Origin of the sequence: Enterococcus sp. AZ149 (genome assembly GCF_051714285.1) — a bacterium.
Classification (GTDB): Bacteria; Bacillota; Bacilli; order Lactobacillales; family Enterococcaceae; genus Enterococcus_D; species Enterococcus_D entomosocium.
The window spans coordinates 468,499-480,880 of sequence record NZ_JBIORO010000001.1; the positions used below are offsets into that span (position 1 = coordinate 468,499).

Below are 12,382 nucleotides of genomic sequence, written 5' to 3' on the forward strand. Positions count from 1 at the left end.
TTTGTGAGGATATCGTTACAAGTTTAACGAAGGATTTTTTCATGAAAAGGAGTGTAGAAAAAGTGGAGTATTTGAAACGTTTGTTGGTCGGACGTCCATTGAAATCCGCAGAGAATGATGAACAAAAACTGAGCCGGACGGCGGCCCTTGCGTTGCTATCTTCTGATGCTTTGTCTTCGATTGCTTATGGGACAGAGCAGATCGTTGTCGTATTAGTGGCACTTTCCGCTGCTGCTATCTGGTATTCATTGCCGATCGCTGCTTTTGTTATTATTCTTTTGATTTCATTGACCTTGTCTTACCGCCAGATCATTCATGCTTACCCTCACGGCGGTGGGGCATATGTAGTAAGTAGTGAAAATTTAGGGAAAAATGCGGGCCTGATTGCCGGCGGCTCTCTATTGATCGATTATATGCTGACAGTGGCAGTATCCGTCTCAGCAGGGGCAGAAGCTATCACTTCAGCTGTGCCGGCGTTGTTCGGTCATCAAGTGGCCATTTCTGTCGTGATCGTAATCTTGATCATGATGATGAATCTGCGAGGGTTGCGAGAATCAGCTAGCTTCTTGATGATTCCTGTCTACACCTTTATCGCAGTGATCACAGTCTTGATCGTGGTCGGTTTGTACAATATCGTAACGGGTGCGCAACCGTTAAATGCAACCGCACTACCGGGAGCGGTCGTACCTGGCGTATCCGTGGCCTTGATTTTACGGGCTTTCTCATCAGGTTCCTCTTCTTTGACAGGGGTCGAAGCGATCAGTAACGCGGTGCCGTTTTTCAAAAAACCACGGGCGAAAAATGCAGCTGCGACCTTGACAATCATGGCGTCGATTTTAGGATTCTTCTTTGTCGGCATCACTTTTATCAACTATTGGTATGGTATCGTACCAGAAACAGAAGTGACCGTCCTATCTCAAATCGGTTCTGCCGTTTTTGGTCATGGGTTTATGTACTACGTTTTGCAATTTGCTACGGCACTGATTTTAGCAGTTGCCGCAAATACCGGATTTTCAGCTTTCCCCGTGTTGGCGTATAACCTAGCGAAAGACAAATATATGCCGCATATGTATCAAGACCGTGGGGACCGTCTTGGCTATTCGAACGGAATCATCACCTTGGCTGCTGGTTCCATCGTATTATTGTTTATCTTCCAAGGATCGACCGAGCGTTTGATTCCTTTGTATTCCATTGGGGTATTTATTCCTTTTGCCTTGTCCCAAAGCGGAATGGTGATCAAATGGAGAAAAGAAGGCAAAGGCTGGTTCTTTAAATCGATCGCCAACATCGTTGGGGCTTTGATTTCCTTTGCGATCATTGCCATCTTGTTCGTGTATCGCTTAGGCGATATTTGGCCATTCTTTATTATCATGCCGATCCTCTTGTATATCTTTTACAAGATCCATGATCATTATAAGAAAGTCGCAGAACAGCTGCGGTTGGAAAAACAAGAAGCACTACATGTTTATGAAGGAAATACCGTGATCGTTCTCGTCGGAAATGTTACCCGAGTAAATATCGGCGCATTGAACTATGCCCAATCGATTGGTGATTATGTCGTAGCGATGCACGTATCGTTGGATGAAGATGTGAAGAAAGAAAAAGAAATCGAACAAGAATTTAAGCAAAAATTCCCAGACGTGCGTTTCTCCGTCGTTCATTCTTCGTATCGTTCGATTGAAAATCCCATCTTGCGTTATGTGGATCTAGTCAGCCGCAATGCAGCCAAACACAATTACACAACGACCGTCATCATTCCACAGTTTGTCCCAAGACGTCGCTGGCAAAATATTTTGCACAACCAAACAAGCCTGCGCTTGCGTTTCAGACTCTCTTGGCGTGAAAACATCATTGTAAGTACGTACAGTTACCATTTGAAAAAATAACAAAAACGCTAGTTTAGCGACCTGATTCCCAAAAGAAATGTTTAGGTCAGCCGCTAAGACTAGCGTTTTTTTTAGCTATAAAACATTTTTAGTTTGATATCTTGATCGTAATTCCCAAACCCCTTGCCAAAGAGGGTACAACCGCCGACATGCTCGGCATCTTCTTTGACTTCCACTTTTAAATGCCACGTATCTTCGTAGGCAGGTATATCCTTGATCGTAATGTCGGAAAGAGGAACACCTTCCATGTAGGTTCCATGATCCATGATGCGGATCGTCTTCAATAACCCGTACTGATTAAGATTGTCTGGATACCAATCCGGTGTATACTTTCCACGAATGTCTGCAAAATCCCCTGGGCTAGTCCATGTACCAAGCTCCACACCATTTAAGCTGAAGGTGATGTCTGAAGGCCAGTTGTTATTGGAAAAAGGAAATTCAGACGAAACTTCCATTGAAATCTCCATCATTTCGAGTTTTTCTTCTTTTGCTAAGAAGTTTGGCGATTGGTATTCGACAAATCCTTTCGTAAACCACAAGATGCGGGCATCCATTCGTCGGGGATCCATGAAAAACTTCGGTTCATCTACCATTCCCACAAAATCAGCTGAAGTAGCAAGCCCACACGTTGGTTCTACCGAATAATTTGTATAATGACCGATCGGTATCGCCGTTTCTTTCGTATCAAAGGCATTAAAGATTTTCTCAGGAAAGTTGATATCGATATGGTCCACTCTCAAACTGGAAATCTTTTTTTGCCCCACACGCTCTGTTTTGATGATTTTGGCTTCTTCTAATTTTTTGATATGCATCGTAATGATAGCGCTGCTTAAGCCTAACTCTTGTGCCAACTCTTTGACATTCATCTTGTTTTTAGCCAGCAATTGAATGATTTTGATTCGCACGTTACTGGCAAGTGCCTCATAGACAGGCAATGCTTCTTGATTGATTTCTAATTGCATCGTGTCACCTCCGCTTAAACTGTTTGATTTACTTGAATGTTAACATATTTGCTAATTTGTGTAAATAGCGTTGTTTATTTCGCTAGTTATTAATATATTTATTAATTAACATAGATATTATCCTTGATAAATTAATCAAAATATTGTTGACAGCGATTACAAATCAAGTTATGATTTATTTGTAAATTGAAAGTGTTTGCAAACATCAATTTCTATGTTTTGTTTTTGTGAATTGTTTATAGGCTTCTTTATAGGAAATATCTTAGGTGTTAGGAATTATTATGAGCAGTTAGTAAGGTCTTTTTTTAGAGAGGTCAATGAACAAATGTGATAACGTACCTGCAAATATCTATAAAACTTGAGAGGATGGAAAAGATGAACATCAAAAAGGTTATTTTTTCGGGAGCAGTTCTAGGTTTAAGTAGTTTGGTATTAGGGGCCTGCGGAAACAGTAATAATAGTTCAGGTGATGATAGCGGAAGTAAAGAAATTACGTTTATGTTTCGAGGCGGCGAGGACGAGAAGAAAGCCTATGAAACAGCAATTAAACAATTTGAGGAAGAAAATGATGTAAGCGTTAAGATTATCGCCACAGATGCTGATCAATATGCAACAAAGCTGCAAGCGGCAATCTCAGGCGGTAATATGCCCGATGTTTTCTATGTAGAACAAAGCAATCTAATGGCTTACGTTGATAATGGTGTTTTGCTAGATATTACGGATGAAATTGAGAATTCAGATTTTGATCTTTCAAACATTTGGGAATATGGAGTAAACAGTTATCGGTATGATGGTGAAAAAGTTGGTAGCGGTGCTTTGTATGGATTACCAAAAGATGTTGGACCATTTGCTTTAGGATATAACAAAGACATGTTTAAAGAAGCTGGTATTGATTTGCCAGATACAGATACGCCTTATACATGGGATGAATTCGTTGAAGTATCTAAACAGTTGACGAAGGATTCTGATGGAGATGGAAATCTTGACCAATGGGCAACAGGATTTAACGTAAACTGGAGTTTACAAGCTTTTGTTTGGAGTAACGGAGCAGATTGGATCAACGAAGCCAAAGATACCGTTACAGTCGATACACCAGAATTTGCGGAAGCATTGCAATGGTTTGCGGATCTGCAAAATGTGCATGAACTCACCCCTTCAATTTCTGATGCACAAACATTGGATACGTATCAAAGATGGATGAATGGGGAGATTGCTTTCTTCCCTGTAGGACCTTGGGATATGAGTACGTATGCAGGATTAGATTTTGAGTATGACTTGATGCCTTGGCCAGCAGGCTCTACAGGCGAATCTGCAACGTATATTGGTTCTTTAGGAATTGGTGTTGCCAGCAAAACCAAACATCCAGAAGAAGCAGTGAAATTAGTTGAGTATTTAAGTGCATCTGAAGAAGGACAACAACAATTAGTAGATGCACAGATTCAAATTCCTAACCTGATTGATATGGCTGAAGAATGGGCTTCTGATACGGACAGTGTACCTAATAATAAACAAGAATTTATTGACATCGTCCAAGATTATGGTCGCGCTTTGCCAGTAGCAACAACCTACAATGCAGAATGGTACGATGAATTCTTTATCAATATCCAACCTGTGTTAGATGGAGATCAAACGGCAGCGGATTATTTAAAAGAAGTTCAACCTAAGATGCAAGAAAAACTAGACTCAGCGATTCGCCAACAAGAAACAGCAAGATAGACTCACTGGGGTCACATATCTATGTGACCCCAAAGATTTTTATGGAGGGACGCGTAATGGAACAAGTGGAAATAAAAAAAACAAAAAATAAAAATAGTCTTTATGCAAAAGAGCACAAAGTTGCTTTCTTGTTCGTTCTACTTCCAGTTTTAGGATTTATTTTGTTTTCATTGATACCTTTGGGCTATTCGGTTTATGCTGCCTTTACAGATTGGAACGGTCTAGGGCAAATGAATTTTATCGGTCTTGAGAACTTTCAGAAGCTTTTTAGAGATGAGTACTTCTATAAGACGATGTTTAATACCGTCTTTTTGATGTTAGGGATTCCAATCGGTTTGATTTTGTCATTTATGCTAGCATCAGCACTGAGCAGAGGAATTAAAGGAACGACGATTTTTCGAACAATCTATTATATTCCAGTCATCTCATCATTAGCAGCCATTTCGATTTTGTGGCAATGGGCTTACAATGGTGATTTTGGTTTAGTCAATCAGGTCTTGGATATCTTCGGTATCAGCGGCCCTAACTGGTTGCAAAACCCATCAACAGTCAAACCGGCAATTATTATTATGTCTGTTTGGAAGGGCTTGGGCTATTCTATGCTCTTGTACTTGGCAGCGATTCAAAGTGTACCAAAAACCTTTTATGAAGCAGCAGAATTAGATGGTGCTTCTTCTTTTCAAAAGTTTCGCAATATCACTTGGCCGATGGTTAGACCAGTCACTTTCTTTTTAGTCGTTACGAATATTATCGGCGGCTCACAAATCTTTACGGAAATAAACATTATGACACCAACTGGCGGACCACAATATAGCAGTGCTACGGTCGTTTGGTATATCTGGCAAAAAGCTTTCAGAAATTGGCAAATGGGTTATGCAAGCAGTATGGCGTTGATTCTAGCAGTATTGGTTTTTGTGATAACAGCATTCCAATTCTATATGAACAATCGTTCAAGCTATAAATTAGATTAGGAGGGAAAAGAATGAAAAAACTGAAAATAAGCAACGTACTCATTATTTTAATTCTCTCCCTTGGAGCAGTTATTATGGTGGGGCCGTTACTTTGGATGATCTCAACATCGCTAAAAGACCGAGCTGGCGTCTTCCAGCTGCCACCTCAATGGATTCCAGACCCAGTACAATTTGATGCGTACAAACGTTTATCTGAGCTGGACACTTTGTTCTCAGGGATTAAAAATACAGTGATCGTTTCACTTTCTGTGACTGTTGTAGGTACTCTGACATCCAGTTTAGCTGCCTTCTCATTTGCCAAATTACGGATGCCGCATAAAGATGCGCTATTTCTAATCCTTTTAGCCGCTTTGATGATTCCTTATCCAGCGGTGATGATCCCGCAATTTATGATGTTTTCCCAAATTGGCTGGGTTGATACGTTATTACCATTGATCATCCCAGGAATGTTTGGAAATATCACGATGATTTTCTTTTTACGACAATATTTATCTAATATTCCTGATTCGATCGTTGAGGCGGCGAAAATTGATGGTGCGGGCTATTTACAAACCTTTATCCAATTGATTTTTCCGTTGATTCGTCCAGCGGTTGCTGCTCAATTTATTTTATGGTTTATGGGCGCTTGGAATGACTACTTAGCACCCTTGATCTACTTGAATAGTCCAGAAAAACAAACATTGCAAGTAGTGATCGCAAACTTAAATGCCGCCTATGCAATTCAAACGGATTATCCGTTGATTATGGCAGCTTCCGTTGTTTCATTACTTCCGGTTTTGATCGTATTTATTATTTTCCAAAAGCAAATTATTGAATCAGTTGCACTTTCTGGAATGAAAGGGTGAGTAGATGTTTCTAAAAGCAATGAACTGGCTAAATGCATTGGTACTTCTGATAGAACTAAATATTTTGTGGCTTCTAGGTATTTTAGCTGGTTTTTTTGTGGTCGGCTTTGTTCCCAGTACTGTTGCTGTCTTAACGATTCTAAATAAAGAGGATCTATTTACAGGCTATTACTCTTATATAGAAGTATTGACTTTATTTTGGAAAAACTATGTGTCAGCCATTCGCTTATACAAATGGCGGGTCTTTATATTTCCACTTATTCTAGGCATTCTCTATTTGGAATTGCTGATTGTGCAGCAAAGTGATCTAATGAGAGCATTTTTCCAATGGCCACTTTTGTTTTTGTTCAGTTATGTGATTTTAGTATTGATCAATTTATCCTTAGTCACTCGATTGAGTAAAGATAAGTGGCGGAAAAAAGCCGTTTTTTCATTGACGAGTCCATTCTTGTTACCAAAAGAATCGCTTCTTTGTCTTTTGATGGTTCTCACATTTTCAATTGTTAGCATGGCGTATCATTGGTTCTTTTTTGTCGCAATTTCAATCTTTTTGTACAGTGCCAGCAAGTGCTTGTTGTCAGGCTATAGCAAGAAAGGATTGTTAAAATCATGATCAAAAAATTTCTTTTCTCGTGTGTTCCTCTAATGGTTCTTTTATCTGGCTGTACTGCTTCTGCAGTTGAAGAAGTCTTGTCCCCTCCTGAGTTTGCCGATGTTAGTGTCCATGACCCATCGGTGATCAAAGCGGATGATACGTTTTATATTATTGGATCACATATGCAATTTGCCAAGTCTCAGGATTTGATGAAGTGGGAGCAGATATCTAATTCAGTATCTGAAGATACACTATTTGAGAATATTCGAGAAGAATTGGCAGAAGAGTTTGAGTACGCACAGACAGATACTTTATGGGCTAGTGATATCCAACAGTTTAAGAATGGAAAATACTATTTGTACTATTGTTTGTGTCAAGGAACTTCACCGCTCTCCGTAATGGGAGTGGCGGTATCTGACTCTATTGAAGGTCCTTATGAAAAAGTCGAATCTTTTCTTTATTCAGGAACCTCTCCGCAGTTTGGTGAAGCGTACAATGCAGCGATTCATCCAAATGCGATCGATCCTCATGTTTTTTATGACAATGAAGGAAAATTATGGATGGTCTATGGATCATACTCAGGTGGGATTTTTATCCTAGAAATGGATGATGAAACGGGTTTGCCTAAAGATCGCAATTCATACGGAACACATTTGATGGGCGGAAATCACAGTCGCATCGAAGCACCATACATTCAGTATAATCAAGAAAATGGCTACTATTACTTGTTCACTTCATTTGGTGGGTTAGATGCAGACGGTGGATACAACCTTCGAGTCGCGCGGTCAAAGAATCCCGATGGTCCTTATGAAGACAGCCAAGGAAATCCAATGGCTGAGGTCAAAGGGAAATTTGGAACAGTTTTTGATGACGCAAGTATTCAAGACTTCGGAACTAAAATTATGGGGAACTTCCTATATACCGAAAATACGAGCAATGAAGGGGTTGGCTATGTTTCGCCAGGTCACAACTCGACCTATTATGATGAAGAAACCAATCAATATTACTTGATTTTCCATACACGTTTTCCAAATAGCGGAGAATACCATTCTGTGAGAGTCCATCAAATGTTTTTCACAGAAGCAGGCTGGCCGGTTGTTTCTCCATTGAGATACAGCGAAGAAACGATTGCTGACTATACAAAGAATCAAGTTACGGGTGCCTATACGCTGATTTCCTTTGACAAGTTTTTAACGGATGATTTGAAAGAACCACAGGAAATTACAGTTGAAAAAAATGGCACGATCAAAGGTGATCGCACTGGAACATGGGAACTAGCAGAAAAGAATAGTCAAGAAGATTCAAGTGTGGTTATCGATGACACTGTTTATAAAGGGAAGTTTCTTTCCGGCTGGGATGAAAATCAGCAAAAGCAAGTAATGACATTTACAGGTACCTCAGAAGCAGGAGTACCATTATTTATTGTTAGGAATGAGGAGTAAGGTATGGCAAAAGCAAATGCAGAGACAATACAAAATCCAATCGTGTATGAACGAGCAGACCCTTGGGTATATTTACATTCCGATGGTTACTATTATTTTACAGGTTCAGTTCCTGGATATCAGTCGATTGAACTTAGACGAGCGAAAAGCCTCAATGAACTGGAAGATGCAGAGAGAAAGACGGTTTGGCAGGCACATGAATCGGGACCAATGAGTGAATTGATTTGGGCACCAGAAATTCATTTTATCGCTGATAAGTGGTATATCTATTTTGCCGCGAGTGATAATGAAGAGATCAGAAATGAAAATCATCATCATCGAATGTTCGTGATCGAAAATAATTCAAGTGACCCTTTTGAAGGGGAATGGGAAGAAAAAGGACAAGTCATCACGCAATTTGAAAGTTTTAGTTTGGATGCAACTGTGTTTGAACATCAGGAGAAACTTTATTATGTTTGGGCGCAACAAGATCCAAGAATTCCAGGAAACTCTAATCTTTATCTATCAGAAATGGAAAATCCATGGACACTAAAAGGGAAGCAGCTTTTACTATCGATCCCTGAATACCCTTGGGAACAGATTGGTTTCATGGTGAATGAGGGACCGGCCGTGCTTAAGCGAAATGGTAAGATTTTTATCACTTATTCTGGCAGTGCTACAGATGAAAATTACGCTATGGGATTATTGTGGACAGACGAAAATAGTGATTTATTGAATGGATTTTCTTGGCACAAATCCCAAGAGCCAGTCTTTCAAACGTCAGAACGGAATTCTCAATATGGACCCGGGCATAACTCTTTTACAAAAGGGGCAGATGGTGAGGACATTTTAGTTTATCATGCAAGACCAGAAAAAAATCAGGCAGGCGATCCTCTGGCAAACCCGAATCGACATGCAGTTGCACAACCATTCACTTGGGATGAAAAAGGATTCCCAGTTTTTGGCGAGCCGGTCGCAAACAATAAATTAGAGATGAAGGTGAACTGATTGACGATCAACATTCAAAACACAAAATCAGGAACAACGATCAGCAAATATATCTACGGTCATTTTGCAGAGCATCTAGGCCGTTGTATCTATGAAGGATTATACGTTGGAGAAGATTCGCAGATCCCAAATAAAAATGGGATGCGGATCGATGTGGTTGAAGCACTGAAAAACATTCAAATCCCTGTGCTGCGTTGGCCAGGCGGCTGCTTCGCCGATGAATACCATTGGAAAGACGGAATTGGACCTAAAGAAAACCGCAAAACGATGGTCAACACTCACTGGGGCGGCGTGACTGAAAACAATCATTTCGGGACCCATGAATTTTTTGAATTGATCAAGCAGCTGGAATGTGACGCGTATGTCAACGGCAATGTCGGCAGCGGAACGGTGCAAGAAATGTCGGAATGGGTGGAATACATCACGATGGATGGCATTTCTCCGATGGCTGATCTTCGCAGAGAAAATGGCCATGAAGAAGCGTGGGAAATGAAATTTTTTGGCGTAGGAAACGAAAACTGGGGCTGCGGCGGCAATATGCGGCCAGAGTATTATGCGGATCTGTATCGCCGCTATCAAACCTATGTCCGCCAATACGGCGACAAAAAAATCTACAAAGTCGCCGGCGGAGCGAATGTCGCAGACTATCATTGGACAGAAACGCTGATGAAAAACGCCCATTGGTTGATGGACGGCCTAAGCTTGCACTACTACGTTCATCCGCAAGGCTGGGAAGAAAAAGGTAGCGCCTTGGAATTTGATGAGGCAGAGTGGCAAGTGACCTGTGAAAAAGCAGCCTACATGGATGAATTATTGACCCGCCACAGCGCGATTATGGACCAGTATGACCCAGAACAGCGTGTGGGAATCATTGTTGATGAATGGGGCACTTGGTTCTCAGCAGAACCTGGTACGAATCCAGGCTTCTTATACCAACAAAATACGATCCGTGATGCCATGGTCGCAGCGATCACCTTGAATATTTTCCATAAACATGCCAAGCGAGTGCATATGGCAAATATCGCACAAACCGTCAACGTCCTGCAGGCGATGATTTTGACAGATGGCGAACAAATGGTGAAAACCCCAAGCTATCATGTCTTTGATTTGTACAAAGTCCATCAAGATGCTGAAACCATTGATAGCCATGGAACCAGCAGCGATACCATTACGTATACGATTTCGAAAAAAGAAGATACGATCCATCTATCGGTTTGTAATTTTGCTACCCAAGGCACGGAAGAATTATCCTTCTCCCTTGAAACAGCGATCAATGAAGTGAAAGAAGCTCGTTATATCGTGGGAAATAAAATGAACGCACACAATGATTTTGATCATCCTGAAGATGTGGTGATCCAAGACTTCACCGCTTACAATGTTGAAGAGAACAAAGTCAGCTTGCGGGTGCCAGCAATGAGTGTTCTAACGATCTCATTGACAGTCTGATCCCATGACTTGTAAAGGATGCGAAGTGAAAGATGCTGCGGCAGCAGCACAGGAAGACATTGAATCCTTGATTGCAGAACAACTTTCTTTAGAAAGCGACTTGGCTTCGCCGGAGATCGTCAGTAGGAGAATCGTTGTTTGTGAGACTTGTCCATTGCGATTGAATCATACCTGTACCAAATGCGGCTGCTTTTATCGGTTTCGCGCAAATTTAGCTAAGAAAAACTGTCCTGCAGGAATGTGGGAACAAACAGGGCAGCTCGTCAAGTAGCTGTCCTGTTTTTATAAAATAGAATAAATCAATTAGGAGATGAGGGAAGACATGACAGCGATCAATGGGGTTCATGATCCTACGATTATTGAACATGAAGGCACCTTTTATTTATATTCAACGGACACACAACAGCCCAAAACGGCTGGTGTACCAATTCGTCGTTCAAAAGATTTGATCCATTGGCAATTTGAGAAACAGGCATTGTCAGAAATGCCTGAACCAGCAGTAAAATGGAGCAAAGCTCAAGGACTATGGGCACCGGAAGTTATCCGCTACAAGGACGAATTCCGTATGTATTATTCTGCTTCGACATTCGGCAGTACCACTTCTTTTATTGGCTTAGCTACAGCATCAGATCCTTTGGGCCCTTGGGAAGATCAAGGAGAGGTTATTAAAACCAATGCTACTCTTGCACAGCATAACGCGATCGATGCCAATATTGCTTTTGACCGCTCAGGTGAGCAGTGGTTTGTCTATGGTTCTTTTTTTGGCGGAATCTATATTGCTCCATTGAACAAAGAAACTGGAAAACTTCAAGAAAAGAGCTATGGTCAACGGATTGCTTTTCGTCCGAAAACAGTTGATACTGCTATTGAAGGCCCATTTGTCTATTATCATCCTGAAACCGATTATTATTATTTGTTTGTTTCTTTCGACTCCCTTAACGATTCGTATAATATCCGTGTCGCACGAGCAAAAGAAATTACAGGGCCATATCTGGACTGGCATGGTACGGCCATGACGGATCAAGAGAAGACGCCAACCGAAGTAGGAACCAAACTGTTGGGCAGTTATCAGTTCTCAGAAGAACCAGTTGTATACGCTCCTGGTCATAATTCGATCTTTACGCAATCCAATAAAGAAAGCTTCGTTGTGCATCATGCACGGAGAAAACCCTTCAGTGACCAATTCTATTTACAAATACGTAAACTCTATTGGCTAGAATCAGGTTGGCCAGTAATCTCTGCTTCAATCTATCAGGGAAGTGTTTCACGAATGCCAGAGCAGGAAACTCTGTTAGGAAAGTGGGAAATCATCCAATTTGATCACGAGTCTCAAGTTATATCTTCTCAACAGCAAGAAATAACAGCATTAAAAAAAGAAGGACGAAGTTACTTGTGGGGAGAAAATGAATTTGTCCCATATTATGAGTACATCGACCAAAAAGAAAGGTTGTTTTTATCTGGAATCAATGATCAAGGCGTTGCGTTTCTTGGTCGAAAAGTGTACGAAGAATAAAAAATAAGCAGCACAATGG

11 protein-coding genes are annotated in these 12,382 nt (G+C 40.9%); 10 read left to right on the plus strand and 1 reads right to left on the minus strand.

The genetic code is table 11. The annotated features are described in order from the left end of the window. The first annotated feature begins 62 nt into the window (after positions 1–62). Entirely contained in the window at positions 63–1,886 is a 1,824-nt protein-coding gene (locus tag IGI94_RS02205) for an APC family permease (protein ID WP_034872061.1), read from the plus strand. A gap of 71 nt (positions 1,887–1,957) precedes the next feature. On the opposite strand, the gene IGI94_RS02210 is transcribed toward IGI94_RS02205, so the two are convergent. Beyond that, positions 1,958–2,848 carry an ArsR/SmtB family transcription factor gene (locus IGI94_RS02210; protein ID WP_008376111.1) on the minus strand — a complete coding sequence of 297 codons (891 nt, stop codon included), beginning with the start codon at positions 2,846–2,848 and terminating at the stop codon, positions 1,958–1,960. Between the two features lie 375 nt (positions 2,849–3,223). On the opposite strand from IGI94_RS02210, the gene IGI94_RS02215 reads away from it, so the two are divergent. The 9 genes from IGI94_RS02215 to IGI94_RS02255 are packed head-to-tail and all read left to right on the plus strand — an operon-like array spanning position 3,224 to position 12,363. Next, the gene (locus IGI94_RS02215) at positions 3,224–4,564 is read left to right on the plus strand and encodes an ABC transporter substrate-binding protein (protein WP_015508887.1); all 1,341 of its coding nucleotides are present in this window, start codon (positions 3,224–3,226) and stop codon (positions 4,562–4,564) included. A 56-nt stretch (positions 4,565–4,620) separates the two neighbouring features. Continuing rightward, positions 4,621–5,535: a carbohydrate ABC transporter permease gene (locus IGI94_RS02220; RefSeq protein WP_034872060.1), complete on the plus strand. Its 915-nt coding sequence runs from the start codon at positions 4,621–4,623 to the stop codon at positions 5,533–5,535. A gap of 11 nt (positions 5,536–5,546) precedes the next feature. Continuing rightward, positions 5,547–6,380 carry a carbohydrate ABC transporter permease gene (locus tag IGI94_RS02225; RefSeq protein WP_005232200.1) on the plus strand — a complete coding sequence of 278 codons (834 nt, stop codon included), beginning with the start codon at positions 5,547–5,549 and terminating at the stop codon, positions 6,378–6,380. Positions 6,381–6,384: 4 nt separating this feature from the next. Then, positions 6,385–6,993, plus strand: a complete 609-nt coding sequence (locus tag IGI94_RS02230) for a DUF624 domain-containing protein (protein WP_061053696.1) — start codon at positions 6,385–6,387, stop codon at positions 6,991–6,993. Next, complete coding sequence (locus tag IGI94_RS02235; protein WP_015508890.1) at positions 6,990–8,417, plus strand: glycoside hydrolase family 43 protein; 1,428 nt, start codon at positions 6,990–6,992, stop codon at positions 8,415–8,417. Before IGI94_RS02230 ends, IGI94_RS02235 begins: the two co-directional genes overlap by 4 nt. A 3-nt stretch (positions 8,418–8,420) precedes the next feature. Beyond that, a complete protein-coding gene (locus IGI94_RS02240) occupies positions 8,421–9,404 on the plus strand; it encodes a glycoside hydrolase family 43 protein (RefSeq protein WP_061053697.1) in 984 nt (327 codons plus the stop codon). After that, complete coding sequence (locus tag IGI94_RS02245) at positions 9,405–10,850, plus strand: alpha-N-arabinofuranosidase (RefSeq protein ID WP_438899373.1); 1,446 nt, start codon at positions 9,405–9,407, stop codon at positions 10,848–10,850. Between the two features lie 4 nt (positions 10,851–10,854). After that, positions 10,855–11,121, plus strand: coding sequence for a DUF6171 family protein (locus tag IGI94_RS02250; RefSeq protein WP_005232191.1), 267 nt, complete (start codon positions 10,855–10,857; stop codon positions 11,119–11,121). A gap of 51 nt (positions 11,122–11,172) precedes the next feature. Further along, positions 11,173–12,363, plus strand: coding sequence for an arabinan endo-1,5-alpha-L-arabinosidase (locus IGI94_RS02255; protein WP_061053699.1), 1,191 nt, complete (start codon positions 11,173–11,175; stop codon positions 12,361–12,363). The last annotated feature ends 19 nt before the right edge of the window (positions 12,364–12,382 follow it).